A 26,289-nucleotide genomic window follows, 5' to 3' on the forward strand; every position below is an offset into this window, starting at 1 on the left:
TTATCCGCGGTGGGCGCGGACGCCGGTGCGTCCACGGTCACCACGCGCCCTGGCGGACGAGGTGGCGGCGGAGCTTCCCGGTGGCGGTACGCGGCAGCGTGGGTACGAAGCTGACGCTGCGGGGGACCTGGACCGCGGCCAGGTTGTCGCGGGCCAGGCAGACCAGGTCGGCCTCAAGACCTACGGGTATCGGAGTGACGGGCACGACGAAGGCCCGGAGCCTGCCCGCGCCGCGCGCGTCGGTGACGGCCGCGACCGCGATCTCCCTGACCGCCGGATGAGTCCCCAGCAGGGCCTCCACCTCCAGCGGGGAGACGGTGCTGCCGCCGACCGTCTCCATGTCGTCGGTCCGGCCGAGGTGCCGGTAGGTGCCGTCCGGTTCCCGACGGGCCCGGTCCCGGGTGGCGAGCCAGCCGCCGACGAGGGTGCGGTCCGTCTCCTCGGGCAGGTTCAGATAGCCGGGCGTCAACGAAGGTCCGCGTACCCACAGTTCACCCTCCTCGCCCGCCCCCACGGGGCGCCCCGAGCGGTCCCGCAGCTCCACCTCGAAGCCGGGCACCGGGCGGCCGACGGTCCCCGGGTGATGGTGGTCGAAGCTGTTGGCGCAGAACGCGTGCCCGGCCTCGGTGGAGCCGAGCTGCTCCAGAACGGGCGCGCCGAGCAGCTCGGCGACCTGCTCCGCCAACCCGGCGGGCATGCCCTCGCCGGCCGACACCGCGGCCCGTACGGACGCGAAACACGCCATGTGCCCGACCGCCCGGTCCGCCACGAGGGCGGCGTACGCCGACGGGACGGAGTAGAGCAGGGTCACCCGGTGCCGGGCGACGAGTCCGTCGACGGCCGCGGGGGTCGGGCGCCCGTCGACCAGTACGGCGGAGGAGCCGGAGAACAGCGGGAAGACGAAGGCGTTGCCGAACCCGTAGGCGAAGAACAGCTTGGACACCGAGAGGGTGACGTCGTCCGCGGTGATCCGCAGCAGCCGTCGGCCGATGAGTTCGTGGTAAGTCCCCGGGTCGCCGTGACAGTGGACGACGCCCTTGGGTCTGCCCGTAGTACCGGAGGTGTACTGGATGTACAGCGGGGTGCGCGGCCCGACCGGGTGGGCGTCGGCGGCGGGCGAGGCGGTGCCGGCGAGCGCGACCAGCTGATCGGCGCCCAGCCGCCGCCGGTGCGCGAAGCGTCTCTCCAGCCCCGGTCCGGTCACGCACAGCGCGGCCTCGGCGTCGTCGGCCATGAACTCGTGCTCGGCCGGGGTGAGTTCGGGGTTGACGGGGACCGCGACGGCGCCGAGACGGGCGGTGGCGAGGAAAGCCGTCACCCAGGCGAGGGAGTCGGGCAGCGCGAGCAGTACCCGGTCGCCCGGGCGGACTCCGTGCTCGGCGAGCACGGTGGCCGTGCGGGCCGCGAGGTCGTGCACCTCGCCGTGGGTCCAGACCTGGTGGCCCTGGCGGAACGCGGGGCGCCCGGTCCAGCCACGGCGCTCGGCCCGGCCGGCGAGTACGGCCGCGAGGTTGTCGGACGTGCCCGCTTCGGCCGGACTCAGGGTGGGCAGCGGCGCCCTCATCGGACCGCCTCCTTCAGCGGGAGCGTGCGGGCGGCGGGCCGCAGGCCGGCGATCCGGTCGCGGTGGGCGCGCATCGGTGCGGCCGTCTTCAGCAGCATCTCGTCGTACTCGCCGACCGGATCGGAGCCGAGGACGATCGCACCGCCCGCGCCGAGGTGCATCTCCCCGTCGGTGAACACGGCCGTGCGGCTGGCGATGGCGAGGTCCGCGCCCCCACTGCACCCGAAGTAGCCGATGGCTCCGGAGTACACCCCGCGGGCCTCGGTCTCCAGCGAGTCGATGATCTCCATCGTGCGCAGTTTCGGCGCCCCGGTCACCGAACCTCCGGGGAAGCAGACACGTACGCAGTCCACCGCTCCGATGCCCTCGCGCAGCCGCCCCTCGACGGTGGAGACCAACTGGTGCACGGTGGCGCACGTCTCGGTCGCCATCAGGCGGGTGACCTTCACCGTCCCGGTCCGGCAGACCCGGCCCAGGTCGTTGCGGAGCAGGTCGACGATCACCAGGTTCTCCGCGCGGGTCTTGTCGTCCGTGGTGAGCGCGTCCCGTAGCCGGGCGTCCTCCTCCGGCCGCTCGCCGCGGGGCGCGGTGCCCTTGACGGGTCTGGCCTCGGCGACGCCGTCGCGGGTGATCCGCAGAAAACGCTCGGGGGACGAGCCGGCCACATCGAGGTCACCGAACCGCAGATAGGCCGCGTACGGCGCCGGGTCGAGACGACGCAGTACCCGGTAGAAGTCGTAGGGGTCGTACGGGGCGGGCAGCCTGGCCGCGTTGGTCAGACAGATCTCGTAACTGGTGCCGTCCTTGAGTTCCCGCTTGCAGGTCCCGATGTCCGCGAGGTAGGTCGTACGGTCGCGGACCAGCCACGGCTCCACGGCATCGAGGCGGGGTGCCGTCGGCCGCGGCGGGGCGGTCGGCTTGGCCGAGGACACGAAACTGAGCTGGGCCATCGCCGCGTCGAGCCAGTCGGCCGCTTGCTGTGCGCCCTGCCGGGTGTTCTCGGCGAGACAGACGGCGTAGGTGGCTCCGTCCTGATGGTCCACTGCGATCAGCCGGTCGGCGAACAGCCAGCAGGCGTCGGGAGTTCGGGCCCGATGACGGTTGACGGAACCGCAGTCGGCCTTCACCTCGTAGCCGAAGTAGCCCACATACCCGCCGGTGAAGTCGAACGGCAGTCCCGTGGCATCCACCTGACGGGTCACCAACTGCCGTTTCAGGTAGTCGAAGACGCTGGCCCTGACCTTGCGCACGGGCCGCCCGGGCCGCTCGATCTCACAGAGGCCGCTCTCGACGTCGTACCGTACGAACTCGGCCAGCGGTCCGGTGCCGTCACCGAAGAACGAGAAACGGGACTGTCCCTCCTCGACCCGGGAGCTGTCGAGCCAGAACGCGCGGGGCGCGTCGGTGTACATCCGGGTGAAGGCCGCCTCGGCGTCCACGGCCACGTCGATCCGCCGGGTGTGAAGGCGGTGGGACGGGGCCACGCGACGGGGCCGGGGGACCAGCACGGCGGGTGCTGCCCCGGCCCCCTCGGCGCTTGGGGACGGGGGCCGCACGGGGGGCTCGGTCGTGCGCGTTCCGGACGTACGGGCCTTGGCCGTGCGAGTCTCGCGGGCGCGGGAGGCCGTCAGCTCGCGGAAGTTCACGAACATCCGGTGGCCGAACTCGGTGAGGACGGACTCCGGGTGGAACTGCACCCCCCACAGCGGCCGGGAGCGGTGCCGCAGTCCCATCAGCACGCCGTCCTCCGCCCAGGCGGTGGGCTCCAGGCTCAGTGGCAGCGGTTCCCGTACCGACAGGGAGTGGTAGCGGACCGCGGTGAACTGCTGGGGCAGGCCCTCGAACAGGTCCTGGCCGTTGTGCCGGACGGTGGACAGATGGCCGTGGCGGGGCTCCGGTGCCGGGGTCACCCAGGCCCGCTCCCCCGCCGCGATGCCCTGGTGGCCGAGGCAGACGCCCAGCACGGGCACGGGGGCCGCGGCGAGCAGCTCGCCGACGATGCCGAAGTCACGTCTCTTCGCGGGGTGTCCGGGCCCCGGCGACACCACCACGTTGGCGAAATCCCGGAGATCCGGAATGTCGTCCGGCGGGGCGTCATTGAGGACGACCACCGGCTCCTCGCCGTTCACCTCGGCGATCAGCTGGAACAGGTTGTACGTGTACGAGTCGTAATTGTCGATGAGCAGGGTCTTCACCCGCCCACCTCCCTTTGTTCGTTCTCAGCCTTGCGCAGTCCACCGTTCGGGCCGGCCAGGAATGCCTGAAGCGACGGAGTGCGGATGAGAGAATTGAGGCTGCCAAGACAGGGGAGCACGGCCAGGTTGAAGAGAAGTACCGGCGGGAAAACCGTGCTCACATCGACGAACCGCAGTTTCCATTTCGGTGGCGGACGCGGTGCGGCCGGGGTGACGGTCCCCGAGTCGAACCAGGCCGTCGAGCCGTGCACAATCCGGTCCCCGGCCTCCCGGGCGAGCTCGTCCGCGCGGGCCGACCACTGGATTCCGGTGACCGAGGCGTCCCAGTCCCGGGCGGAACCACCGCAGCCGAAGCGGTAGACCACATGCCACTCCGCCCCTCCCCCGACCAGCACGCCACCACCGAGAAACCCTGACTGTCCCGCGCTCGCCCACAGAAGGGCCCACCCCCAGGAGTGGAAGCCTGACTCACGGCCCGGCACCACGTGATACGCCCCGGCGACGGTAACGGAATTCCTGGTCACCCCTTCGGATACGAGACAAGGGCGCCGCCTGTTCAACTCTCAATAGAATCCTTTCACAACAGCCCGGAACGCACGATTTGCCGGATTTTCACGCATCTTCATATCTTTTGTCACACGCTACTTCGGGTAACTTGAGAAAACTTCCGAAACCGCTTACTGAGAGGAATCGAGCGGACCCGCATCGCACTCGAACCGGACCGCGAAAACGTAACTGTTCATCCGGTTTCAACGGCACATAAAAAGCCCTGACGCACGGCGACACTCATTTCGGCCGGAGCGAGTTCGGCGTCCCGGGTATGCCGTACTTCCGGTTGCGAGCGGGCACCCCGCGTGAGTGACTTGGCGTGCTTTTCTCATCACGCAAAGACAAGGAAGTGCCATGTCCCCCGACTCAGCGGACAGGGCTACGGCTCGCGCCGTCTGGTCCGACTTCTGTGCGGTCTCACCCAGCCCGGAACTGCGGGACCGGCTGCGGAGCGATCTCCAACGCATACGTGAGACCAACACCGGACTCGCCGCCCACATAGCGCCGGCCCGTACCCCTCGCCGGCCCGGCTTCGACGACGGCACGATCATTCCCCCCGAGGAGTTCCCCGCCGGAACTCCCGCGGCCAGAATCCGCGCCGCCGCCGCCGAGCGCGCCCCACTGCGGGGGACCGTCCGGGTGATCGTGGTCCTGGTGGACTTCCCCGACAAGGAGCTGACGGCCACCGCCCAGCACTTCAGGGACCTCTTCTTCTCGGAGAACACGCTGGAACACGGCAGCGTGCGGGACTACTTCAAAGAGGTCACCCACGGCCTGGTCAGCATCTCGGGCGAGGTCGTCGGCCCGGTCACGCTGCCGCACACACTCGCCTGGTACGCCAACAACAACTTCGGGATCGGCCGTCCCTCCGGTGAGGCCCGGGCCAACATCATGGCCAGGGACGCCGCCATCCAGGCCGACCCGTCGATCAACTACGCCCCGTACGACAACGACGGCAACGGTTTCGTCGACGCCTTCGTCCTCGTGCACGCGGGCGAAGGCGGCGAGGTCACCGGTGAGCCCGGCGATCTGTGGTCCCACAAGTGGACCCTGCCCAAGCCCTACCCCTCGGACGGCGCCAAGATCTACGGCTACCTCACCATCCCGGAGGACGCCAAGATCGGCGTCTGCGCGCACGAGCTCGGCCACCTTCTCTTCGGCTTCCCCGACCTCTACGACATCGACGGCACCTCCGAAGGAGTCGGCGACTGGTGCCTCATGAGCGGGGGTTCATGGGGTGGAGGCGGCGACATCCCCGTCCATCCCTCCGCCTGGTGCAAGGCCCAACAGCAGTGGGTCTCCACCCAGCGCGTCACAACCGACGGAACGCTGGCGCTGCCTGATGTGAAGAACGGCTTCGAGGTGCACCAGCTGTGGAAGCGCGGCGCCCCGGGCCGCGAGTACTTCCTGCTGGAGAACCGGCAGCAGACCGGCTACGACAGGTCCCTGCCCGCCCCGGGGCTGCTCATCTGGCACGTGGACGAGAACCAGCCCGACAACAGCGACGAGAACCACTACAAGGTGGGGCTCGTACAGGCCGACGGCTGTCGCGCCCTGGAACAGGGAGGCAACCGCGGCGACGAGGGCGACCCCTACCCGGGAAGCACGGGCAACACCGCCTTCACCAATGGCAGCGATCCGTCCTCCCACTCCTACGCCGGAGCCGAGACCGGGGTGTCCATCACCGGCGTCTCGGCACCCGGTGAGGTGATGACGGCCCACGTGTCACTGGCCCCCAGCCCGACCGAGCGCATGACCACCGAGCGCATGACGGCCGAGCGCATGACAGCGGCAGCAGGCACCGGCGCCCGGGCCGAGACCACCCCCGAACTCGCCGGCGAGATCCTGGAGATACAGGCCCGGCTGGCGGCGATGGAGCAAGACCTCGCGAGCATCGCCTCCAAGGTCCTCACTCCCCTCGTCCACACGGGGATGCAGTCCGACGCGGCCCAGATGACGGCGGCACACGGCAACGGCCGACCGATACCGCAGTAATCCATGGTGCAGGCGATCGAGAACCTGACCACCTTGCGAATCCGCCTGATCAGCAGGGCCCCGCACCCCCGGCTCGCCGAATGGGACCAGGTGGCGGCCGACATCCTCGATGCCGACCCGGTGCGGGGCTACGCCGACCTGCTGTCGCACCGTGTGGGCGGGCGCGTGGAGCTGGCGATACGCCGCGACCTCCTCGACGGCGCGGCTCCCGGTGCGGTCATCCGGCTGCGGGCCAAGCTCGCCGCCGGCGAGATCGTGGCCGAACCGCACCCGCCACCTGGGGAGTTCACCATCACGCCCGCGACGCCGTGACGGACCTGACGAGGGTGGCACTCGCCCAACGCCCACTGGCGATACTCGGCATCGCGCGTACATGACCACGAACCGGACGATGACGCCGCTCGGGGTTGTGCCGATCCCGGCGCGCATCGTGACCCGCCGACATTCGACGCGCATGGCTGGCCGAATGTCCGCGATCGAAAACCTGGCGAGGTCGCGGAAGGCTCAAGGATGTGCCCGGAATTCTGGTCCCCTATCGGCCGACCGGCGCGATACACCCGGATGGGTCAAGAACTGGTTTTCGAGTTTCGCGTAAATTTTCGACGGGAACCTATTTGTCGCAGTTCATGACGATAGACCGGAGGAGCCCATGTCCCAGAAGGATTCCGTCGAGGTGGAACCGACGACCGACGCGGACGAGGAAACGCTGGACCGTGCGCTGGCTTCCGGCGCGGTCGCCGACACGTCCGGGTCCGAGGTGAGTACGAGCAATTCGCGCCCCGGCGGCGGGCCAGGGATCGCCGGACGGCCCGATGGCCGCCCGGTCGCCCGCAAGCACCCGGCTTCAGGATAAAGGAGGCGCCATGTCCCTGAATCTCAAGAACAACTACCACCAACCGGTCTGGGCGATGGTCGAATGGCACCACCCGAACTGCTCCGACGGCGGAGACTGGATGAAGAAGGGCTGGTGGAAAATCGGCCCCGGGCAGACCTCGACCGTTTTCGGCGATGACGTCCACGCGGTGAACCCGATCTGGTACTGCTACGCGCACTCGAGCGACGGTCTCGAATGGCGGGACCGCTTTCAGGAACTCGTTCCGACCCATGCCTTCGAGTGGTGTTCGAACACCGCCGACACGAGTTCGCGGACGATCCTCATGAACGAGTTCGTCGTGAGCCGCCCGAACCACGTGCACACGTTTTTGGCGCCGTAGCGGTCAGGCCGCCGCGCGCGTGAGGCGGAGGGTCGCCGTGACCGTGGTCAGGCCGCGCATCATGCTCAGCTGGTTCCAGCCCATGCCGAACTGGTCGCGGTCCGCGGTGAACTCGGCCGCCAGCGTGATCGCGTCGGAGTCCGCCCGCGTGACGCGCGCCGTGAACGACTGGGGCCGGCTGATGCCGCGCACGGTCAGCTGGCCGGCCACCTGAACAGTGTCGCCCGGGCCGGCTTCGGCGGTGCGTACGGCGAACGTGATCTCGGGGTGGTTCTCGACATCGAAGAAGTCGGCGGAGCGCAGATGCGTGTCGCGCTTGGCGTTCTTCGTGTCGAGGGAAGCGGCCTCCAGGGTGATCGTGCCGTGGGCGGTGCCGTCGGGCTCGACCTCACCCTGACCGCTGATCGAGGTGAAGGCGCCCTTGACGGTGACCAGACCCCACATCGTCTTGTGCCGGACGGCGACGGTGGAGGCGGTCCGGTCGAGCTGCCACAGGCCGGTTTCGACGGCGAGGGTCATGAGCGTTCTCCTGACAGGAAAGTGGAGGGACCCGGGCAGGGGGTGCCTCGGGCGGACGACCACCATGTCGTCCAATTTTGAATGACTTCACGCTAGCCCATCATCCAAAATTGAACAACCAACTCTTCCAAAATTGGACGACCGGTAGAATCAGGGCCATGGCCGAACCCTCTGCTCCCGCGGACCTGCCCGAGCACGTCCAGACGCCCCAGGACGGGCTGCTGCCGGCCGAACTTCGGGCGTGGATGCTGCTGCTCGCCGCGACCGGCGCGATCGAGCAGCAGCTGCGCGCCGTCGTCAAAGACGCCCTCGGGATCTCCCACGACGAGTTCCTGGTGCTGTGCCTGCTCGCGGACCAGCCCGGCAGCGGCCTGCGCATGACGCGGATCGCGGAACTTCTGGGCCGCCCCAAGACCCGGCTGACCTACCAGGTCGCCTGCCTCCAGCACGCGGGCCTGGTCACTCGGCAGTCGGTGTGCGGCGACAAGCGCGGGGTCCAGGTCACCCTCACCGACAAGGCGCGTCGCGCGCTCAGCGAGGCCTCCGTACCGATGGCCGACGCCGTCAGCGAGGCCCTCGCCCGTACCATCGGCCCCGCCCAGCGCGAAGCGATGTACGGCCTGCTGCCCACCGATTCCTGCCCGCCCGACGACGCGTGAGCCGCACGCCCGAAGCGTGACCGGCGCACAGCCCGCACAGTCCTGCGGCGCCGCTGGGCGGCTCGGAATCAGAAGCCGGGGAGCACCCGGCGCGGGTCGTCCGGGGCCGGACCGTCACCCGTGAAGGACACGGTGCGCCGAGGACGGCGTCGGGCCGGGCCGGATCGCCGTTGGTGAGCGCGACCGGGTCGCCCGCTTCACGGCGGTCACGTGTCACACGGCGGCCTGGAACGACCGCTCGGCAAAGCCCGTCGACGCGGCGCGTTCGGCCACGTCACCCCAGGCCGGCGCGTGGGCGGCCCGGCCGTCGAAGCAGGGCGACCAGGGCGAAGCCGGGCGACCAGGACGACGGGATGGAGCGGGCTAGGACCGACGGCGCGGCTTGCCTCGCTTGCCCGGCTTGGCGCCGCCCCCTCCGCTGCGCGTGCTCTTGCCGGTCGTCTTCCCGGCCGCGGGCTTCCGCCGCGCCCCGCTCGCGTCGGAGCGCTTGGCCTTCGAAGCCTTCGGCTCCGGCGGGGTCTGGGAACGCCCGCGTGAGCTGTTGGCGGTGCGCCCGCGGACGATGCCGATGAAGTCCTCCACCAGGTCGGTGGTCTCGTCCTCCCGCCACGAGAGGGCGACGCGCGACTCGGGGGCGTCCGTGACCGTCCGGTAGGTGAGGTCCCTGCGGTGGTGCAGGCGGGCGAGCGACTGCGGGACGAGGAGCAGTCCGACTCCCGCCGCCACCAGCTCGACGGCGTCCGCCGTCGTGGCGGGGCGCTCGATCGCGGGCCGACCGGGCAGGTGCTCCCAGTCCAGGGTGTCGTCCAGGGGGTGCAGCACGATGTCATCGGCCAGATCCTCCGCGGACACCTCGTCGACCGCCGCCACGAGGTGGTCCTTCGGGACCACGACCACCGTCGTCTCGGCGTAGAGGGGGATCGCGCTGAGGTCGGTGCGGTCGGTCGGCAGCCGTACGAACCCGGCGTCGGCGCCACCGTCACGGAGCAGGTCGGACGCCTCGGCAGCGGGTACCGGGATGAGGGTCAGGGGGATGTCGGGCAGCCGCTCGTTCCAGATCCGCACCCACTTGGCCGGTGTCACGCCGGGGACGTATGCGAGCCGGAATGAAGGGGTTACCTCGGAGCCTGTCACTCCGCCAGGTTACCGGTGCTGGTCAGAGGCGTCGCACACGCTCGTTACCCTTGACACCATGACGTCGCACCAGACCACCCAGACCATGAAGCCCGCCACCGCGGCGAAGAAGCTGGGTGTGTACCTCGAGGCCACCCCCGCCGAGTTCCAGGAGGGTGTCGTCTCGCGCAGCGAGTTGAACGCGCTGCAGGCCGATCCGCCCGAGTGGCTCCAGGAGCTGCGGCGCAACGGCCCGCACCCCCGGCCGGTGGTCGCGGCGAAGCTGGGCGTCTCCATCGCCGGTCTCGCGCGCGGCGGAGTCACGGACGCGCTCACCACGGAGCAGATCGACGCCCTGAAGCAGGACCAGCCCGAGTGGCTTCGGAAGGAGCGCGCCACCCAGGCCGAGGTCCGGAAGGAGTCGGCGCGCATCAAGGAGCAGCAGGAGCAGAAGGCGAAGGACGCGGCGCGGGGCGATCGCCGCTGACCGCTTCGTTCCCTCTCGGCGACGCGGTTCCCTGAGGCCGGCTTCAGGCGGAGGCCGGCCGGCCCGACCGTGCGGCCCATCAGTAGTGCTCAAGGTCGCCATGCCGGTGCCGCTGCGGCACCGGCATGGCGACCCCGCCCGCGAAGGACCGGCCGTCCCTCGGCGCGTCAGACGCTCAGCGGCTTCTCCAGCACCGCCTTGCGGTGACTGAACGTCTCGATCGAGTAGCGGCCGTGGTAGTTGCCCATACCGCTCTCCCCCACGCCGCCGAACGGCAGGTCGGAGACGGTGAGATGGGCGAGCGGCAGGCCGTAGCCGAGCCCTCCGGAGGACGTCTCGGCGGCGATGCGCTGCCGGGTCGTGCCGGACGCGGTGAAGACGTACAGGGCGAGGGGCTTGTCGCGGTCGTTGATGAAGTCGATCGCCTCGTCCAGGCCCGGCACCGTGACGATCGGCAGGATCGGGCCGAAGATCTCCTCCCGCATCACGGGCGACTCGGGGTCGACGTCGGCGAGGACGGTCGGCGCGATGTACTTGGCCGTACGGTCGCTGCCGCCGCCGGTGACGACCCGGCCGGAGTCGAGCAGGCCACTGAGCCGGTCGAAGTGACGTTCGTTGACGATGCGCCCGTACTCGCCGGAGGTCTCCGGTTCGGGGCCGTAGAGCGACGAGACGGCGCGGGCGAGCTCCGTCTCCAGGGCGCGGCCGGTCTCCGGGTCGGTCAGGACGTAGTCGGGGGCGACGCAGGTCTGGCCCGCGTTGAGGAACTTGCCGCGCGCGAGACGGTCGGCGACGACGGCGAGGTCCGCGTCGCGGTCGACGAACACCGGGGACTTGCCGCCCAGTTCGAGTGTGACCGGGGTCAGGTGCTCGGCGGCGGCGCGCATCACGATGCGGCCGACCACGCCGTTGCCGGTGTAGAAGATGTGGTCGAAGCGCTCGGCGAGCAGGGCGGTGGTCTCCGGGATGCCGCCCTCGACGACGGCGACCGCATCGGTGTCGAGGTACTGCGGCAGCAGACGCGCGAGGACGGCCGAGGTGGCGGGGGCCAGCTCGCTGGGCTTGACGACGACCGCGTTGCCCGCGGCCAGCGCGCCGATCATCGGCGTGAGCAGAAGCTGCGCCGGATAGTTCCAGGGAGCGATGACCAGCACGACGCCGAGGGGGTCGTACTGCGTCCAGGCCGTCGCGTCGTCACCGAGGTGCGGCGGGACCGGGGCGGACTCGGGGCGCAGCCAGGTGCCGAGGTGGGAAAGCGTGTGGTCGATCTCGCGGACGGTGAAGTCGATCTCCGTGCGGTAGGCCTCGGTGCTGCTCTTGCCCAGGTCCGCGTGGAGGGCGGCGGCGAGGTCCGCGCCATGTGTCGTGAGCATCTCGCGCAGTCGGTCCAGCTGGTCCGTGCGCCACTCGACGGGCTTGGTACGGCCGGTGCGGAAAGTGGCGCGCAGCCGGGCCACGGTGTCGGCGGGCTGCTCGGGGGTGCGGTCGTTCACGATGCCTCGCTGGTCGGAGCACGGGCCCGATGGCCCGTGGAGATGGTCGCGGGCGAGCGGACGGCACCTCGCACCGTCGCTCGATGTAAATGCCAACCTTTCAGGTGCCCAAATAAATTCCAGGCACACGTACATCACTTACGGCAATGCGGCGATCACTCAGAGGCCCGATTCCACGGCCGCCCCGTCGAGCGTGCCCGCCAGCCGGTCCAGCAGGGCCCGCAGCAGTTCGTCGTCGCCGTCGCTGAGCACAGGCCACCGCGCGCGGATCTCGCGGTCGAGCCGGCGCCAGTACGTCCGGCCGCGCGGGGTGAGGTAGGCGAGGATGCGGCGTCGGTCGAGGGGGTCGACCCGGCGGTGGACGAGGTTCTGGTCGACGAGGTGGTCGGTCAGCTTGGTCAAGGTCGCGGGCGGCAGGAAGGCCGCTTCGGCGACCGCCGTCATGTGGTGCCCCTCGCCGTCGGAGAGCAGGGCGAGCACCCGCCAGGCGTCCAGCGAGCAGCCGTCCTCGTCCAGCACCGCCTGGAGGTGGCGCGCGGCCAGTCGCTCGGCCCGCGTGAGCAGCTGCATCAGGTCATGGGGCCGACGCGGAGGTGGGGTGGGCATCCTGCTCCTCATCCTCATGACAGGGTGCGTACATCGTATGAGACGGACTGGAGTTCACCGGGGGGACCCGAAATCATGACGCCATGTTCCGGCACGATCCCCCTGCGCCCGACTGGTTCACGGTCGACGACTCCGTGCTCCGCGTGGCGCTCGTATTTCCCCTCCAGGGGTCGGCGGGGATCTTCGGACCGACCTGCGAACTCTGTGCGCGGCTGGCCGCGGAGGAGGTCAACCGGGCGGGCGGGGTGCTCGGCAAGGAGCTGCGGCTGCTGCCCGTCGACGGCGGCGCGCCGCCGCGCGAGATCGCCGACCGGGTCGCGGCGTTGGTCGACCTGGGCGTCGTGCAGGGCGTCACGGGCTGGCACATCTCCTCGGTGCGACAGGCGCTGGCGCCGAGGATCGCTCATCGTGTGCCGTACGTCTACACCGCCCTGTACGAGGGCGGTGAGCACACCGCCGGTGTGTTTCTGACGAGCGAGACCCCGCGCGATCAACTGCGACCCGCCATGCGGCTGTTGGCGCGTGAGCGCGGGGTACGTCGCTGGTTCGTCATCGGCAACGACTATGTGTGGCCCCGCCGTACCGCGCGGGCGGCGCACTCGTACGCACGCGAGTGCGGCGGGAGCATCGGCGGGGAGGTCTATCTGCCGCTGGGGACCCACGACTTCGAGCCCGTGCTGCGGCGCATCGAACGGTCGGACGCGGACGCGGTGCTCATGCTGCTGGTCGGCAGTGACGCGGTGCGCTTCAACCGGGCGTTCGCCGCGGCCGGGCTCGACGGGCGGTGTCTCAGGCTGAGCACGCTGATGGACGAGAACATGCTGCTGGCGAGCGGTCCGGCGGCGACCGCGGACCTCTACAGCACCGCCGGGTTCTTCGCCTCGCTGGCGAACCAGGACACGCTCGACTTCCACGGCCGGTACGCGGCGCGGTACGGCGTCGAGGCGCCGGCCCTCGGCAGTCTCGGCGAATCCTGTTACGAGGGAGTGCTGTTGCTGGCCGCGCTCATCGGGCGGGCCGGGACGCTGGAGGTGTCGGCCATCGGAGCGGCGGCGGACACCGTGTCGTACGAGGGTCCGCGCGGGCTGCTGCGGCTGCGGGGCGGGCATGTCCGGCAGCGCATCTATCTGGCGCGGGCGGACGGCCTCGACTTCGACGTGGTCGCCGAACTCGATCTCCACAGTTCCCGCCCTTGACATGCCCGCGCCGCTGCCAAGATACTTCCCACAGAAAGTAACTAGAATGCCTCGGGCGAATTGTGGATTCCGGTGTCGAATTCCGCCCCAGGCATTTTTTGTTGCCCGGTGAGAGCGGGAAGATACCGCCGGGAAAGTACCGCGAAACACCTCGGAAACAGCGCGACTTGAGGCTGTGGACCGCGCTTCAGGAGGGCGCCGTCCTCCACTGCCCGAGGGGGTTCTTTTGTCCAGCGGTCCCAGCGGTTCCAGCCGTTCCAGCGGTTCCAGCGGTTCCAGCGGTTCCCGTATTCTCCGACGCCGGTTCATGGCCGGTACGGCCGCGCTCGCGGCCGTCGTCGCACTCTCCGCGTGCGGCGCCAAGACCGACGCGGGCGGCTCGTCCGACAAGGCCGCCCAGGCGGACGTGAGCGGCGACACGGTCAAGGTCGGTCTGCTCAACTCGCTGTCCGGCACCATGGCGATCAGCGAGGTGACCGTACGCGACTCGCTGAAGCTGGCGATCGACGAGATCAACGCCTCGGGCGGAGTGCTCGGCAAGAAGATCAAGCCGATCAGCGAGGACGGCGCCTCCGACTGGCCGACGTTCGCCGAGAAGGCGAGCAAGCTCATCAAGGAGGACCGGGTCGCGGCCACCTTCGGCTGCTGGACCTCCGCGAGCCGCAAGGCCGTCAAGCCGGTCTTCGAGAAGAACAAGTCGCTGCTGTTCTACCCCGTGCAGTACGAGGGACTGGAGGAGTCCCCGTACATCTTCTACACGGGCGCGACCACCAACCAACAGATCGTCCCGGCGCTCGACTACCTCAAGAGCCAGGGCAAGAAGAAGATCTACCTGGTCGGCAGCGACTACGTCTTCCCGCGCACCGCCAACAAGATCATCAAGGCGTACGCGAAGGCCAACGGCATGACGGTGCTGGGCGAGGACTACGCGCCGCTGGGCTCCACCGAGTTCAGCACGATCGCCAACAAGGTGAAGGCGGCCAAGGCGGACGCGGTCTTCAACACGCTCAACGGCGACTCGAACGTGGCCTTCTTCAAGGAGTACAAGTCGGCCGGCCTGACCGCCAAGAGCATGCCGGTCGTCTCGGTGTCGATCGCCGAGGAAGAGGTCAAGTCGATCGGATCGCAGTACCTGGCGGGCCAGTTGACGGCCTGGAACTACTACCAGACCACCCCGGGCGCGGCGAACACCAAGTTCGTGAAGGCGTACAAGGCCAAGTACGGCCAGGGCAAGCCGACCAGCGACCCGATGGAGGCCGCGTACACCTCGGTCTACCTGTGGAAGGCGATGGTCGAGAAGGCGAAGTCCTTCGACCCGGAGAAGGTGAAGGCGGCCTCCGACGGCATCACCTTCGACGCGCCGGAGGGCAAGGTCACCGTCGACGGGGCCTCGCAGCACATCCGCAAGACGGCCCGCATCGGCAGGATCGGCACCGACGGCCTGATCGAGCAGGTGTGGGACTCCGGGAAGCCGATCAAGCCGGACCCGTTCCTCAAGGGCTACTCCTGGGCCTCCGGCCTCTCCTGACCGCCCGTCCCGCGGGGACCTCGCCCCGAACGGGGGTCCCCGCGTCCCGCCTCCCCGGAGCCGCCGTATGACCGTCATCTTCGGTCAGACCTTCACCGGCATCAGCATCGGTGCCGTTCTGCTGCTCATCGCGCTCGGCCTCTCGCTCACCTTCGGTCAGATGAACGTCATCAACATGGCCCACGGCGAGTTCATCATGGCCGGCGCCTACACCACATACGTCCTGCAGAAGTCCATTTCCAGCGCCGGATTGTCGCTTCTGGTCGCGCTGCCCGTCGCATTTCTCGTCTCGGGCGCACTCGGGGCGTTGCTGGAATGGCTGCTGATCCGCCGGCTGTATCTGCGGCCGCTCGACACACTTCTCGTCACCTGGGGCGTCTCCCTGATGCTCCAGCAACTCGCCCGGGACATCTTCGGCGCACCGAATGTGCAGACACGGGCGCCCGAGCTCCTCACCGGGAACATCACGGTCATCGGCGGTGACGACCCGCTCACCTTCGCCAACAGCCGGCTGTTCATCCTCGGGCTGGCCATCGCCGCGGTGGTCGCGCTGTCGCTGACGCTGCGGCTGACCCCGCTCGGCCGGCGCATCCGGGCCGTGGTGCAGAACCGGGATCTGGCCGAGGTGTCCGGCATCTCCACCGGCCGGGTCGATCGCACGGCCTTCTTCATCGGCTCCGGGCTCGCCGGGGTCGCCGGGGTCGCGCTGACGCTGGTCGGTCCGATCGGGCCCACCATGGGCACCAACGTGATCATCGACGCCTTCCTGGTGATCGTGGTCGGCGGCATCGGGCAGCTCAAGGGCAGTGTGATCGTCGCCTTCGTGCTCGGCGTGCTCCAGTCGGTCCTCGAGTACTCGACCACGGTCAGCGTCGCGAAGGTGCTGGTGCTGGTCGCCATCGTCGCTTTCCTCCAGTGGCGGCCCCAGGGGCTGTACACCCTGCGCACGAGGAGTCTCGTATGACCGGGTCCCGAACGTCGTTCCTCAAGGGGCGCTCCACCCGGGCGGCGGCCGGCTTCACGGGAGCCGCCGTCGCGCTCTTCGCCGTCGCCCCGCTCGCCCTCTCCGACTTCCGGCTGGGGCTACTCGCCAAGTACCTGTGCACCGCGATGGTCGCCGTCGGCATCTGCCTGGCCTGGGGCCGCGGCGGGCTGCTGACGCTCGGGCAGGGGGTGTTCTTCGGGCTCGGCGGCTACGCGATGGCGATGCATCTGAAGATCGTGGACGCCGGGCCCGGCACCATTCCCGACTTCATGCAGTTGTACGGCACCGCCACCGAACTGCCCTGGTGGTGGCGACCGTTCGCCAACCCGGTGTTCGCGCTCGCGGCGACCGTGCTGCTGCCGATGGCCGTCGCCGCCGTCCTCGGTTCGTTCATCTTCCGGCGCCGGGTCAAGGGCGCGTACTTCGCGATCCTCAGCCAGGCACTGGCCGCCGCGTTCGCGATCTGGCTGGTGGGCCAGCAGGCCACGACCGGTGGCACCAACGGACTCACCGACATCCAGGGCTTCTTCGGCTACGACCTCGACGACCCCGTCAACCAGCGGATGGTGTACTTCGTCATCGCCGCGGCCCTGCTCCTCCTGATCGCCCTGGCCCGCCAGCTCATCCACAGCCGGTACGGCGAACTCCTGGTCGCCGTACGGGACTCGGAGGAGCGCGTGCGCTTCCTCGGGTACAACCCGGCGAACGTGAAGCTCGTCGCGTATGTGGTGGCCGCCGGCATGGCGGGCCTCGCGGGCGCCCTCTTCGTCCCCGCCGTCGGCATCATCTCCCCCGCGCTGATCGGGATCGTGCCGTCCATCGAGCTGGTCATCGGCGCCGCGGTCGGCGGCCGGGCGAGCCTGGCCGGCGCGGTGCTCGGGGCGATCGCGGTCGCCTGGGCCAAGACGGCCCTGTCGGAGGAGTTCCCGGCGGCCTGGACGTACTTCCAGGGTCTGCTGTTCATCGTGGCGCTGGCGTTCCTGCCGGGCGGTCTCGCCTCGCTGGTGGGGATCGCACGGCGGCGCAGGGCCTCACGGGTGTCCGCCGACACGGCGCCCGTCCTTCCCGTGGGAGAAGCGGCATGAGTGAGCTGTCGGACCGTGCGGGCCTCCCGGGCCTCGAAATACGGCAACTGCGGGTGTCCTTCGACGGATTCACCGCCGTGGACGGTGTGGACCTCGACGTCAGGCCGGGTGACCTGCGCTTCCTCATCGGGCCGAACGGTGCGGGCAAGACCACGCTGGTGGACGCGGTCACCGGCCTGGTGAAGGCGGACGGCTCGGTGCGCTTCGGGGGCGCGGAACTGCTCGGACGGAGCGTGCACCGGATCGCCCGGTCCGGGATCGGGCGTACGTTCCAGACGGCCACCGTCTTCGAGGAGTTGACGGTGCTCCAGAACCTGGACATCGCGGCGGGCGCGGGCCGGAGCGTGCTGACGATGCTGCGGCGCCGCACGGGTGTACCGGAGTCCGTCGCGCGGGCCCTGGAGACGGTCGGGCTCACGGAGCTCGCCGACAGCCCGGCCGGGACGCTCGCGCACGGCCAGAAGCAGTGGCTGGAGATCGGCATGCTGCTCGTGCAGGACGTACGGCTGCTGCTGCTCGACGAGCCGGTGGCCGGGATGAGCCACGACGAACGCCAGTCCACCGGTGAGCTGTTGGAGCGGATCAGCGAGGAGCGGACCGTGGTCGTCATCGAGCATGACATGGACTTCATGCGGTCCTTCGCGCGCAGCGTGAGCGTGCTGCACGCGGGCAGGGTGCTGAGCGAGGGGACGGTGGCCGACGTGCAGGCGGACCCCAAGGTGCAGGAGGTGTACCTCGGGCACGCGCCCCAGGAGTCCACCACCGCCGAGCCGGCCGCGGGCGTGGCCGTACAGGAGGCGTGATGCTGGAGATCGACGACGTTCACGTCGGCTACCACCGCAGCACCGTCCTGCACGGCGTCTGTGTCGAGGTGCCGAAGGACGGCGTCGCCGCCGTGCTCGGGCACAACGGCGCCGGCAAGAGCACCCTGCTGCGCGCCGCGGTCGGGCTGCTGACCCCCGCGCGCGGCGCCGTACGCCTGGACGGGGAGGACATCACGCGCCGCAAGCCCCATGAGCGGGTGGCGCGCGGCATGGCGTACGTACCCCAGGGGCAGCAGGCCTTCCCTCACCTCACCACCGCCGAGAACCTCCAGCTGGTCGCGGACGGACGCAGGCGCGGCAAGGCGGCGATCGCCGAGGCGCTGGATCTGTTCCCGGCGCTGCGGGCGCTGTCGAACCGCCGCGCGGGTCTGCTCTCGGGCGGGCAGCGGCAGCAACTCGCCATCGCCCGCGCCCTGGTGACGGAGCCTCGGATTCTGCTCCTGGACGAACCGACCGAGGGCATCCAGCCGTCGGTCGTGGCCGAGATCGAGGAGACGATTCTCGCCCTCGCCGCCCGCGGTGGGCTCTCGGTGCTGCTGGTCGAACAGCACGTGGGCTTCGCGATGCGGGCGGCGCAGCGGTACTGCGTCCTGGAGGCGGGGCGGGTCACGTCCTTTGGCGCGGGCGGGCAGGAGGCGGAGCGGTCGGTGCGGGAGGCGCTGAGCGTGTAGCGGTTCACTCCGGCGTGAGTTCCGCCCTGCGGCGCTCCAGATACCCGCGTTCGGCCGCGTTGTCCGTGCGGGCGATGGCCGCCTCGTAGGCCCGCACGGCTTCGGTGCCGCGGCCCAGGCGCCTGAGCAGGTCGGCACGGACCGCGTGGAAGGCGTGGTAGCCGTCGAGGTCGAGCGCGTCGACGAGGTCGAGGGCCGGCTGCGGGCCCGCGGTCTCGGCGACGGCGACGGCGCGGTTCAGGGCGACCACCGGGCTGGGGGCCAGGGCCATCAGCTGGTCGTAGAGCGCGAGGATCTGGCGCCAGTCGGTGGCGGCAGCGGTAGGCGCGTCGCTGTGGACGGCGTTGATCGCGGCCTGGATCTGGTACGGCCCGGGCTGATCGCGTCGCAGGCAGCGGCGTACGAGCGCCTGGCCCTCGGCGATCAGGCCGCGCTCCCACCGGCCGCGTTCCTGGTCGGCCAGCAGGATCAGGGTGCCCTCGGGCGTCTCACGGGCCGGGCGGCGCGCCTCGATCAGCAGCATCAGCGCGAGCAGGCCGATGACCTCCGGCTCGTCCGGCATCAGCTCGGCCAGGAGACGGCCGAGGCGCAGGGCCTCGGCGCACAGGTCCTCGCGGCCGCCGTAGCCCTCGTTGAAGATGAGGTAGACGACGGCGAGCACGCCCCTGACGCGGTCCGGGAGGTCGGCATCGCGCGGGATGCGGTACGGGATGCGGGCGTCGCGGATCTTGGCCTTGGCGCGGACCAGACGCTGCGCCATGGTGGGTTCGGGCACGAGGAAGGCGCGGGCGATCTGCGCCGTGGTGAGGCCGCCGAGCAGCCGCAGCGTCAGCGCGACCTGTGCCTGGGTGGCGAGCGCGGGGTGGCAGCAGGTGAAGATGAGGCGGAGCCGGTCGTCGCGCACGGGGCCCTCCTCGGCCGGTGTGCCGGGCGCGTACAGCTGGGCCGCTTCGGCGTGGCGGGCCTCGCGCGTGGACTCGCGGCGCAGCCGGTCGATCGCCCTGTTCCGCGCGGTGGTGATGATCCAGCCGGCCGGGCTCGGCGGGACTCCGCTCTCCGGCCACGTCCGCAGTGCGGTGGTGAAGGCGTCCTGGACCGCTTCCTCGGCGAGGTCGATGTCGCCGAGGAAGCGGACCAGGACGGCGACCGCGCGGCCGTACTCCGCGCGGAAGACCTCCTCGACACCGACGGCCATCAGGCCTCGCCCATGAAGGGGCGTACCTCGATCGGGAGCGTCGTCGCCAGTGTCGCCTTGCGGCCCCACTCGAGGGCGGCGTCGAGGTCGGGGGCCTTGATGAGGCAGATCCCGCCGAGGTACTCCTTGCTCTCGGTGTACGGGCCGTCGGTGATCAGGACATCGCCGCCCTCCTCGGCCCGCAGCACGGTGGCCGTCTCCGGGCCGTGCAGTCCCCCGGCGAACACCCAGGCGCCCGCCTCGCGCAGTTCCGCGTGGAAGACGTCGAGGTTGTGCATGATCCCTTCCAGGACCTCGGGGGCGGGCGGCTCGCCGGCCGGCTGCATGACGCTGAGCAGGTAGTGCTTCATGATGTGTCCTCCTCGGTGATCTCCCACGGGGTGGTCTTTCACTGACTACACGAACGGGAGAGCGCCGGATCGACACCCGACACGACGACTTCGGGAGAATTTCCCAGATGACCACTCCACCGGATCCGCATCCGCTCGTCGCCGGGGCGCGCCGGCTCGCCGCCGAGGTGCTGGCGCCCCGCGCGGAGCAGGTGGACCAGGAGGGGGTGCCCGCGAGCAGTATCGAGGCGGTCAAGCGGTCGGGGCTGCTCGGGCTGAGCGCGCCGGTGGAGTACGGCGGGTCGGCGGCGCCGGCCGCCGTGGCCCGCGAGACCGCGGAGATCCTGGCCGGGGCCTGCTGTTCGACGTGGTTCGTGCAGACCCAGCACCACACGCCGGTGATGACCCTGGCCAAGAGCGAACTGCCTGTGCGGGAGTGGTTGTTGGGGCCGTTGGCGAGGGGGGAGCTGCTGTCCGGGGTGGCGTACGCCCAGTTGCGCGCGTATCCCCGTGTTCCGGTGCGGGTCACCCGGGAGCGCGGCGGCTGGCGCTTCGACGGGACGGTGCCCTGGTACACGGGCTGGGGGCTCAACGACGTGATGCTGCTGGCCGGGGTCACGGACACGGACGAAGCGCTCTTCGCCTTCACCGAGGCCCGTGCGCAGCCGGGGTTGCGCCCGTCGCCGCCGATGCGGCTCGCGGCGCTGACCGCCGCGCGCACGGTGTCACTGGAACTGGACGGCCTGTGGCTGCCCGAGGAGGCGGTGGCGCTGCGGACGCCGTACGAGACCTGGGCGGCTGCCGACCGGCCCAAGAACACCAACGCCGGACCCGCCGTCTTCGGGATCACCGCGTCGGCGCTCGGCCTGCTGGCGGACGGCGATCCGGCCGCGCAGGAGTCCGCGCGGGTCCTGCGCGGCCGGCTCGACGAGGTCCGGCGGCACGCGTACGCGCTGGCCGACCACCCCGTGCCGTCGGAGCGGATCGAGGAACGGCTGGTGGTCAAGACACGCGCCTACGACCTGATGCGCGCGGCCACGACCGCGGCCGTGGTGGCCGGGGGCGGCCGGGCCATGGACCTCGGCAGCCCCGCGCAGCGGCTGGCGCGGGAGGGGATGTTCCTGCTCGTGCAGGGACAGACGGCCGAGGTACGCACGGCGCACCTCGGGTCCTTGGCCGCGCCGTACTAGCGCGGGGTGCGGGTGGGTCGCGGCGCGGTTCCGGCTCACCGGGGTTCCGACCCGCCGTGCGGTTGTGGCCCGCCGTGCGGTTGTGGCCCGCCGCGCGGTTCCGACCCGCCGTGCGGTTGTGGCCCGCCGCGCGGTTGTGGCCGCCACGCCGTTCCGACCCCCCGCGCCGCTCCGACCCGCCCACGCGGTTGTGGCCCGCCACGTGGTTGTGGCCCGCCGTGCGGTTGTGGCCCGCCGCGCGATTCCGACCGCCACGCCCTTTTAACCGCCGCGCGGTTGTGGCCGCCGCGCGATTCCAACCCGCCGCGCCGTTCCGGCCCGCCATGCCGTTCCGACCCCCCGCGCCGTTCCGACCCCCCGCGCCGTTCCGGCCCGCCACGCGGTTGTGGCCCGCCGCGCGGTTGTGGCCGGCCGGCTCGCGGTGGCCGGCCGGCTCCCCCTGTGCCGCGCTAGTGCTGTGACCGCATAGGTTCGCCGGGTCGGCGGTCGTGGCGGTTGCATGTGCGGTGACATCCGATCCGACCGCTGGAGGCGCGGTGGCCGAGCCCGTCCGTGTGCGCAGACTGACCGACCACGAGGGGCAGAAGCTGCAGCAGATCGTGCGCCGGGGCAGCACGAGTTCGGTGCGCTACCGGCGGGCGATGATGCTGCTGGCCTCCGCTGGAGGGGGCACCGGCAGCGGATGATCAGGCGGATCCCGGCCGGCCCGCGGAGCGGGTATGTGCGGCGCTGATGTGTCCTCAGACGCCCGCTTCCACCAGGTCGTCGGTATGGAAGGTGCGGCGGTAGGAGGCGGGTGAGACACCGAAGGCGGTGCGCATGTGGGCGCGCAGGGAGTTGGCGGAGCCGAAGCCACAGCGGTGGGCGACCAGGTCGATGGACAGGTCGGTGGTCTCCAGCAACTGCTTGGCCAGTTCCAGGCGTTGCGCGGTGAGCCACTGCACGGGGGTCATGCCGACCTCGTCGCGGAAGCGGCGGGTGAAGGAGCGCAGGCTCATCCGGGCGTGTTCGGCCAGGCGGTTCAGGGAGAGGGGTTCGCCGAGGTGTTCCAGGGCCCAGGCGCGGGTGGCGGTGGTGGTGGCGACGGTGGGTTCGGGCACCGGGCGGTCGATGTACTGGGCCTGGCCGCCGTCCCGCCAGGGCGGGACGACGCACATGCGGGCGGCGCGGTTGGCGGCGGCGGCGCCGTGGTCGCGGCGGATCATGTGCAGGCACAGGTCGACGCCGGCGGCGACGCCCGCGGAGGTCAGGACGTCGCCGTCGTCGACGAAGAGGACCTCCTCGTCGACCTTGACGCGGGGGTAGGCGCGGCGGAACTCGGGGGCGAGGTGCCAGTGGGTGGTGGCGGGCCGGCCGTCGAGGAGGCCCGCGGCGGCCAGGACGTAGGAGCCGGTGCAGATGGACACCAGGCGGGTGCCGGGCCGGATGCCGGCGATGGCCGCGGTGACCTCGGGCGGCAGCGGGCCGCCGCGGCCCAGCTCGGGCATGGCGTGCGTGGGCGGGACGATCACGGTGTCCGCGGCGGCCAGGGCCTCGGGACCGGCCGCGGGCTGCACGGTGAACCCGGCGTCGCTGAGGACCGGGGCGCCGTCGGCGGTGCAGACGGTGACCTCGTACAGCGGGCGTGAGCCGGCGTCCAGGACGCTGCCGAAGACGCGGGAGGGGATGCCGAGTTCGAAGGGCGGGACGCCGGGCAGGGCGAGGACGGCGATGCGGTGCCGCCCGGCCGCGTCGGCGCTCGGGTCGGGGCGGGGGTCGGTGCACGGCCACTGCATCTCGCTCATGGCCAGATCCTGTCACATAGTGGCCAGACGGCCAACACCATGGTGGGGGCGGGTGCCGGATCGTGGACTGCGTCGCGCCGGGAAGGGCCCGGGCGGCCGGTACCCGATCAAGACGGAAAAGAGTGAGGCGGACAGCATGCGTGCGGTGGTCGTGGAGCAGTGGGGCGGACCGGAGGTGCTCGTGGAGCGTGAGGTCGCCCGGCCCGAGCCGGGACTGAACGAGGTCCTGGTGCGGGTCCACGCGGCCGGTGTGAACCCGGTGGACTTCAAGACCCGGGCCAGCGGGGCCCTGATCGAGTGGGGCGAGGTCCCGGCGGTCGGCTGGGACGTCTCCGGCACCGTGGAGGCCGTCGGACCGGGCGTGGGGATGTTCCGCCCCGGGGACGAGGTGTACGGCATGCCGCTGTTCCCGCGGCAGGCGGGCGCCTACGCCGAGTACGTCGTCGCCCCGGCCCGCCACCTCGCGCCCAAGCCGGCGAACCTCACCCACGTGCAGGCGGCGGCGCTGCCGCTGGCCGCGCTGACCGCCTGGCAGGCCCTGGTGGACACCGCCGGGGTGCGCGCCGGTGAGCGGGTGCTGGTGCACGCGGCGGCCGGCGGGGTCGGCCACCTGGCCGTGCAGATCGCCAAGGCCCGCGGCGCGTACGTCATCGGCACGGCCAGCGCCGGCAAGCACGACCTGCTGCGGCAGCTGGGCGCGGACGAGGTGATCGACTACCGCACGGTCCGCTTCGAGGACGCCGTCGGGGACGTGGACGTGGTGCTGGACGGGCTCGGCGGCCAGAACGCCGAGCGATCCCTGACGGTGCTGCGCCCGGGCGGTCGGCTGATCACCCTGCCCGGCCCCGACGACGTCCCCGCCGACGTCCCCGGCCACGTGCGGGCGGTGTGGATGCTGGTCGAGCCCGACCACCTGGGTCTGCGCGAGATCGCCGCCCTGGCCGAGCGGGGCGCGCTCACGCCCGTGGTCGAGACCGTCGTCCCGCTGGCCGAGGCCGCGAAGGCGCACGAGATCGGCGAGCAGGGCCGCACCACCGGGAAGATCGTCCTGAGCGTCGCCTGACGCCGGCCGCCCCGGCCGGGTCGGCTGCGGGCAGGTGGAGCGGGACCGGAGCCCCGGGACCGACCGGCCCCGGGGCTCCGGGCGCGGCCGAACGGGACGGGGCGGACCTGCGGGCACGGTCGGCTGCTGTGCCGTGACCCCGCTGACGCCATGTGCGGCGAACAGTTCGCGGGCTGCGGTCATGATGCGCTCACGCTTGGCCTGCTTGGCCCGCTCGCGGCGCCCGACCGGCATGTGACCGCGTCCCATGGGACCTCCCTTGAAACTAATCCTGAGCAGACTCATAATTGAGTGCAATCGGATTAATGGAGTGAGGCTAGGCCCCATGTCACGCCGAATTGACTGATCTGGCCTCACGCCTGGATAAACAGGATGAAGACAAGGAGTAGTGCCCCATGCGAGCGTTCGTCGTCACCAAGTACAAGGAGCCGCTGCAAGAGGCGGACGTCCCCGAACCCACCGTGGGGGAGCACGACGTGCTCGTCCGGGTGGAGGCCGCCGGACTGAACCCGCTGGATGAGAAAATCCGCGCCGGTGAGTTCAAGCAGATCCTGCCCTACAAGCTGCCGCTGATTCTGGGCAACGACGTCGCGGGCACCGTCATCAGCGTCGGGACGGCAGTTCGCGGCTTCAAGCCCGGAGACGAGGTCTACGCCCGGCCCCACCAGGACCGCATCGGCACGTTCGCCGAGCGCATCGCCATAGCGGAAGACGACCTGGCGCTCAAGCCCGCTTCCATCAGCATGGAAGAGGCCGGCTCGCTGCCGCTGGCGGCGCTCACGGCGTGGCAGGCGCTGGTGGAGCGCGGGAAGGTGCGGCCAGGGCAGAAGGTTCTCATCCACGCCGGCGCCGGCGGGGTCGGTTCGATCGCGATCCAGCTCGCCGCACACCTCGGGGCGAGCGTCGCCACGACCGCCAGCGGTTCCAACGCGGACTTCGTGCGCGCGCTCGGCGCGGACACGGTGATCGATTACCGCAGCCAGGACTTCGAGCAGCTCCTGACCGGCTACGACCTGGTGCTGGACAGCCTCGGTGGTGAGAATCTCGAGAAGTCCCTGCGGGTGCTCAAGCCCGGCGGCAAGGCCATCGGGATCGCCGGTCCCCCGGACCCCGCGTTCGCCCGCGAGGCCGGCCTGAACCCGCTGCTGCGCCTGGCGGTCGCAGGCATGAGCGGCAAGATCCGCAGGCAGGCCAAGAAGCTCGGCGTGACGTATGAGTTCCTGTTCATGCGCGCCAGCGGCGACCAGCTCCGCCAGATCACCACTCTCATCGACCAGGGCGTGGTGCGTCCGGTCGTGGGAAAGGTGGTCGGCTTCGACCAGACCCCGCAGGCGCTGCAGTCCCTGTCCCAGGGCGGCATCCGCGGCAAGGCCGTCATCGGCAGCAGCTGACCCGCCGCAACCGCGACGGGCGACACAGAACGCACGAGGACACCACCCATGTCTGTCGCCTCCCAGTCGGTCGGACGGCGCGAGCGGAACAAGCAGGAGAAACTCGACCGCATCGTCGCTGCCGCAAGTGAACTGTTCGCCGAACACGGCGTCGATGAGGTCACGACCCAGCAGATCGCTGACCAGGCCGACATCGGCACCGGGACCCTGTTCCTTTATGCCAAGACCAAGGGCGAACTCCTCCTCCTTGTCCAGAACGCCAAGTACGTCGAAGCACTTGAGCAGGGCCGGGCGGACGCCGAGACCGTCCCCGGCGTGCTGGACGCGGTGCTGGCGATCCTCCGGCCGATCGTCGAGTGCAACCGCATCCAGATCGACAACGGACGCACCTACCTGCGAGAGATGGTCTTCGGCGACCCCGAGGAGCCCCGGCACGGCGCGGCACTGGCCATCGTCGCGCAGACCGAGGAGGCCGTCGCCGCCGTGCTGCGCCGAGACGAACGGGTCGCAGAGGGCGACGCCGCGACGCTGGCACACATCGTGTCCGCCGTGATGTTCCTCAGCATGGCGGCGAGCGTGAACATCGCCTTGAGCGTCGAGGAGATCGTGCAGGACATCCGCAGGCAGGTCGACGTCCTGCTGCCTCGCTGAAGC

26 protein-coding genes and 1 pseudogene are annotated in these 26,289 nt (G+C 70.7%); 17 read left to right on the top strand and 10 right to left on the bottom strand.

The window, feature by feature from the left end; translation table 11 throughout:
- Window positions 1-37: 37 nt before the first annotated feature.
- Genes GTY58_RS06295 through GTY58_RS06305 form a run of 3 tightly spaced genes read right to left on the bottom strand, consistent with a single transcriptional unit; the run spans window position 38 to window position 4,154 of the window.
- A complete protein-coding gene (locus tag GTY58_RS06295) occupies window positions 38-1,564 on the bottom strand; it encodes an AMP-binding protein (protein ID WP_010982615.1) in 1,527 nt (508 codons plus the stop codon).
- On the bottom strand, window positions 1,561-3,759 hold the full coding sequence (locus GTY58_RS06300) for an aminodeoxychorismate synthase (protein ID WP_010982616.1): 2,199 nt from the start codon (window positions 3,757-3,759) through the stop codon (window positions 1,561-1,563). The genes GTY58_RS06295 and GTY58_RS06300 overlap by 4 nt, the downstream gene beginning before the upstream one ends.
- Complete coding sequence (locus tag GTY58_RS06305; protein ID WP_137865312.1) at window positions 3,756-4,154, bottom strand: hypothetical protein; 399 nt, start codon at window positions 4,152-4,154, stop codon at window positions 3,756-3,758. The genes GTY58_RS06300 and GTY58_RS06305 overlap by 4 nt, the downstream gene beginning before the upstream one ends.
- A 508-nt stretch (window positions 4,155-4,662) precedes the next feature.
- Between GTY58_RS06305 and GTY58_RS06310 the strand changes: the two genes are divergently transcribed.
- The 4 genes from GTY58_RS06310 (at window position 4,663) to GTY58_RS06325 (ending at window position 7,517) form a co-directional block, all read left to right on the top strand.
- Entirely contained in the window at window positions 4,663-6,303 is a 1,641-nt protein-coding gene (locus GTY58_RS06310; protein ID WP_048894365.1) for a M6 family metalloprotease domain-containing protein, read from the top strand.
- A gap of 3 nt (window positions 6,304-6,306) precedes the next feature.
- A complete protein-coding gene (locus GTY58_RS06315; RefSeq protein WP_010982619.1) occupies window positions 6,307-6,615 on the top strand; it encodes a hypothetical protein in 309 nt (102 codons plus the stop codon).
- Window positions 6,616-6,952: 337 nt separating this feature from the next.
- On the top strand, window positions 6,953-7,156 hold the full coding sequence (locus tag GTY58_RS06320) for a hypothetical protein (RefSeq protein ID WP_037646113.1): 204 nt from the start codon (window positions 6,953-6,955) through the stop codon (window positions 7,154-7,156).
- A gap of 10 nt (window positions 7,157-7,166) precedes the next feature.
- Window positions 7,167-7,517 (top strand): DUF1036 domain-containing protein, encoded by a 351-nt coding sequence (locus GTY58_RS06325; protein ID WP_037646111.1) that lies wholly within the window; start codon window positions 7,167-7,169, stop codon window positions 7,515-7,517.
- Window positions 7,518-7,520: 3 nt separating this feature from the next.
- Here the strand turns inward: GTY58_RS06325 and GTY58_RS06330 are convergent, their stop codons facing one another.
- The gene (locus GTY58_RS06330; RefSeq protein ID WP_037646109.1) at window positions 7,521-8,036 is read right to left on the bottom strand and encodes a YceI family protein; all 516 of its coding nucleotides are present in this window, start codon (window positions 8,034-8,036) and stop codon (window positions 7,521-7,523) included.
- Between the two features lie 158 nt (window positions 8,037-8,194).
- Here GTY58_RS06330 and GTY58_RS06335 point away from each other — a divergent pair, with 158 nt between their 5' ends.
- Window positions 8,195-8,695 (top strand): MarR family transcriptional regulator, encoded by a 501-nt coding sequence (locus GTY58_RS06335; RefSeq protein WP_010982622.1) that lies wholly within the window; start codon window positions 8,195-8,197, stop codon window positions 8,693-8,695.
- A gap of 363 nt (window positions 8,696-9,058) precedes the next feature.
- Here the strand turns inward: GTY58_RS06335 and GTY58_RS06340 are convergent, their stop codons facing one another.
- Entirely contained in the window at window positions 9,059-9,829 is a 771-nt protein-coding gene (locus GTY58_RS06340) for a LysR family substrate-binding domain-containing protein (protein WP_010982623.1), read from the bottom strand.
- A 58-nt stretch (window positions 9,830-9,887) separates the two neighbouring features.
- Between GTY58_RS06340 and GTY58_RS06345 the strand changes: the two genes are divergently transcribed.
- The gene (locus GTY58_RS06345) at window positions 9,888-10,295 is read left to right on the top strand and encodes a DUF5997 family protein (protein ID WP_010982624.1); all 408 of its coding nucleotides are present in this window, start codon (window positions 9,888-9,890) and stop codon (window positions 10,293-10,295) included.
- Between the two features lie 167 nt (window positions 10,296-10,462).
- On the opposite strand, the gene GTY58_RS06350 is transcribed toward GTY58_RS06345, so the two are convergent.
- Both GTY58_RS06350 and GTY58_RS06355 read right to left on the bottom strand, forming a co-directional pair.
- Entirely contained in the window at window positions 10,463-11,788 is a 1,326-nt protein-coding gene (locus GTY58_RS06350) for an aldehyde dehydrogenase family protein (protein ID WP_010982625.1), read from the bottom strand.
- Between the two features lie 159 nt (window positions 11,789-11,947).
- Entirely contained in the window at window positions 11,948-12,394 is a 447-nt protein-coding gene (locus GTY58_RS06355; protein WP_037646108.1) for a MarR family transcriptional regulator, read from the bottom strand.
- 83 nt (window positions 12,395-12,477) lie between these two features.
- Between GTY58_RS06355 and GTY58_RS06360 the strand changes: the two genes are divergently transcribed.
- The 6 genes from GTY58_RS06360 (at window position 12,478) to urtE (ending at window position 18,683) form a co-directional block, all read left to right on the top strand.
- Entirely contained in the window at window positions 12,478-13,590 is a 1,113-nt protein-coding gene (locus GTY58_RS06360) for a substrate-binding domain-containing protein (RefSeq protein WP_010982627.1), read from the top strand.
- 307 nt (window positions 13,591-13,897) lie between these two features.
- A complete protein-coding gene (gene urtA, locus GTY58_RS06365) occupies window positions 13,898-15,118 on the top strand; it encodes an urea ABC transporter substrate-binding protein (protein ID WP_037646105.1) in 1,221 nt (406 codons plus the stop codon).
- A gap of 67 nt (window positions 15,119-15,185) precedes the next feature.
- Window positions 15,186-16,082, top strand: a complete 897-nt coding sequence (gene urtB, locus GTY58_RS06370; protein WP_010982629.1) for an urea ABC transporter permease subunit UrtB — start codon at window positions 15,186-15,188, stop codon at window positions 16,080-16,082.
- Entirely contained in the window at window positions 16,079-17,188 is a 1,110-nt protein-coding gene (urtC, locus tag GTY58_RS06375; RefSeq protein WP_010982630.1) for an urea ABC transporter permease subunit UrtC, read from the top strand. The genes urtB and urtC overlap by 4 nt, the downstream gene beginning before the upstream one ends.
- Complete coding sequence (gene urtD / locus GTY58_RS06380; RefSeq protein ID WP_010982631.1) at window positions 17,185-17,991, top strand: urea ABC transporter ATP-binding protein UrtD; 807 nt, start codon at window positions 17,185-17,187, stop codon at window positions 17,989-17,991. Before urtC ends, urtD begins: the two co-directional genes overlap by 4 nt.
- Window positions 17,991-18,683: an urea ABC transporter ATP-binding subunit UrtE gene (urtE, locus tag GTY58_RS06385; protein ID WP_010982632.1), complete on the top strand. Its 693-nt coding sequence runs from the start codon at window positions 17,991-17,993 to the stop codon at window positions 18,681-18,683. Before urtD ends, urtE begins: the two co-directional genes overlap by 1 nt.
- A gap of 4 nt (window positions 18,684-18,687) precedes the next feature.
- Here urtE and GTY58_RS06390 read toward each other — a convergent pair whose 3' ends face one another.
- Complete coding sequence (locus GTY58_RS06390) at window positions 18,688-19,878, bottom strand: sigma-70 family RNA polymerase sigma factor (protein ID WP_010982633.1); 1,191 nt, start codon at window positions 19,876-19,878, stop codon at window positions 18,688-18,690.
- Entirely contained in the window at window positions 19,878-20,228 is a 351-nt protein-coding gene (locus tag GTY58_RS06395; protein ID WP_037646103.1) for a YciI family protein, read from the bottom strand. Before GTY58_RS06395 ends, GTY58_RS06390 begins: the two co-directional genes overlap by 1 nt.
- Before the next feature lie 107 nt (window positions 20,229-20,335).
- Here GTY58_RS06395 and GTY58_RS06400 point away from each other — a divergent pair, with 107 nt between their 5' ends.
- Together GTY58_RS06400 and GTY58_RS06405 are read left to right on the top strand one after the other, a co-directional pair.
- Window positions 20,336-21,397 (top strand): acyl-CoA dehydrogenase family protein, encoded by a 1,062-nt coding sequence (locus GTY58_RS06400; protein WP_010982635.1) that lies wholly within the window; start codon window positions 20,336-20,338, stop codon window positions 21,395-21,397.
- 536 nt (window positions 21,398-21,933) lie between these two features.
- A pseudogene (locus GTY58_RS06405) lies at window positions 21,934-22,065 on the top strand (IS630 family transposase); the annotation flags it as partial.
- A 72-nt stretch (window positions 22,066-22,137) separates the two neighbouring features.
- Here GTY58_RS06405 and GTY58_RS06410 read toward each other — a convergent pair.
- Complete coding sequence (locus GTY58_RS06410) at window positions 22,138-23,172, bottom strand: helix-turn-helix domain-containing protein (RefSeq protein WP_042494272.1); 1,035 nt, start codon at window positions 23,170-23,172, stop codon at window positions 22,138-22,140.
- Window positions 23,173-23,317: 145 nt separating this feature from the next.
- Between GTY58_RS06410 and GTY58_RS06415 the strand changes: the two genes are divergently transcribed.
- From GTY58_RS06415 to GTY58_RS06425, 3 genes are all read left to right on the top strand, one after another.
- Window positions 23,318-24,244 carry an NADP-dependent oxidoreductase gene (locus GTY58_RS06415; protein ID WP_010982638.1) on the top strand — a complete coding sequence of 309 codons (927 nt, stop codon included), beginning with the start codon at window positions 23,318-23,320 and terminating at the stop codon, window positions 24,242-24,244.
- A 395-nt stretch (window positions 24,245-24,639) separates the two neighbouring features.
- Window positions 24,640-25,635: an NADP-dependent oxidoreductase gene (locus GTY58_RS06420; RefSeq protein WP_010982639.1), complete on the top strand. Its 996-nt coding sequence runs from the start codon at window positions 24,640-24,642 to the stop codon at window positions 25,633-25,635.
- 48 nt (window positions 25,636-25,683) lie between these two features.
- Entirely contained in the window at window positions 25,684-26,286 is a 603-nt protein-coding gene (locus tag GTY58_RS06425) for a TetR family transcriptional regulator (protein WP_010982640.1), read from the top strand.
- The last annotated feature ends 3 nt before the right edge of the window (window positions 26,287-26,289 follow it).

It is taken from the genome of Streptomyces sp. SID5469 (assembly GCF_009862865.1).
Classification (GTDB): domain Bacteria; phylum Actinomycetota; class Actinomycetes; order Streptomycetales; family Streptomycetaceae; genus Streptomyces; species Streptomyces avermitilis.

Coding starts and splice junctions, on each gene's coding strand:
- GTY58_RS06295 (WP_010982615.1), bottom strand. CDS start 1,564: ATGAGGGCGCCGCTGCCCACCCTGAGTCCGGCCGAAGCGGGCACGTCC.
- GTY58_RS06310 (WP_048894365.1), top strand. CDS start 4,663: ATGTCCCCCGACTCAGCGGACAGGGCTACGGCTCGCGCCGTCTGGTCC.
- GTY58_RS06315 (WP_010982619.1), top strand. CDS start 6,307: ATGGTGCAGGCGATCGAGAACCTGACCACCTTGCGAATCCGCCTGATC.
- GTY58_RS06320 (WP_037646113.1), top strand. CDS start 6,953: ATGTCCCAGAAGGATTCCGTCGAGGTGGAACCGACGACCGACGCGGAC.
- GTY58_RS06325 (WP_037646111.1), top strand. CDS start 7,167: ATGTCCCTGAATCTCAAGAACAACTACCACCAACCGGTCTGGGCGATG.
- GTY58_RS06330 (WP_037646109.1), bottom strand. CDS start 8,036: ATGACCCTCGCCGTCGAAACCGGCCTGTGGCAGCTCGACCGGACCGCC.
- GTY58_RS06335 (WP_010982622.1), top strand. CDS start 8,195: ATGGCCGAACCCTCTGCTCCCGCGGACCTGCCCGAGCACGTCCAGACG.
- GTY58_RS06345 (WP_010982624.1), top strand. CDS start 9,888: ATGACGTCGCACCAGACCACCCAGACCATGAAGCCCGCCACCGCGGCG.
- GTY58_RS06355 (WP_037646108.1), bottom strand. CDS start 12,394: ATGCCCACCCCACCTCCGCGTCGGCCCCATGACCTGATGCAGCTGCTC.
- GTY58_RS06360 (WP_010982627.1), top strand. CDS start 12,478: ATGTTCCGGCACGATCCCCCTGCGCCCGACTGGTTCACGGTCGACGAC.
- urtA (WP_037646105.1), top strand. CDS start 13,898: ATGGCCGGTACGGCCGCGCTCGCGGCCGTCGTCGCACTCTCCGCGTGC.
- urtB (WP_010982629.1), top strand. CDS start 15,186: ATGACCGTCATCTTCGGTCAGACCTTCACCGGCATCAGCATCGGTGCC.
- urtC (WP_010982630.1), top strand. CDS start 16,079: ATGACCGGGTCCCGAACGTCGTTCCTCAAGGGGCGCTCCACCCGGGCG.
- urtD (WP_010982631.1), top strand. CDS start 17,185: ATGAGTGAGCTGTCGGACCGTGCGGGCCTCCCGGGCCTCGAAATACGG.
- urtE (WP_010982632.1), top strand. CDS start 17,991: ATGCTGGAGATCGACGACGTTCACGTCGGCTACCACCGCAGCACCGTC.
- GTY58_RS06390 (WP_010982633.1), bottom strand. CDS start 19,878: ATGGCCGTCGGTGTCGAGGAGGTCTTCCGCGCGGAGTACGGCCGCGCG.
- GTY58_RS06395 (WP_037646103.1), bottom strand. CDS start 20,228: ATGAAGCACTACCTGCTCAGCGTCATGCAGCCGGCCGGCGAGCCGCCC.
- GTY58_RS06400 (WP_010982635.1), top strand. CDS start 20,336: ATGACCACTCCACCGGATCCGCATCCGCTCGTCGCCGGGGCGCGCCGG.
- GTY58_RS06410 (WP_042494272.1), bottom strand. CDS start 23,172: ATGCAGTGGCCGTGCACCGACCCCCGCCCCGACCCGAGCGCCGACGCG.
- GTY58_RS06415 (WP_010982638.1), top strand. CDS start 23,318: ATGCGTGCGGTGGTCGTGGAGCAGTGGGGCGGACCGGAGGTGCTCGTG.
- GTY58_RS06420 (WP_010982639.1), top strand. CDS start 24,640: ATGCGAGCGTTCGTCGTCACCAAGTACAAGGAGCCGCTGCAAGAGGCG.
- GTY58_RS06425 (WP_010982640.1), top strand. CDS start 25,684: ATGTCTGTCGCCTCCCAGTCGGTCGGACGGCGCGAGCGGAACAAGCAG.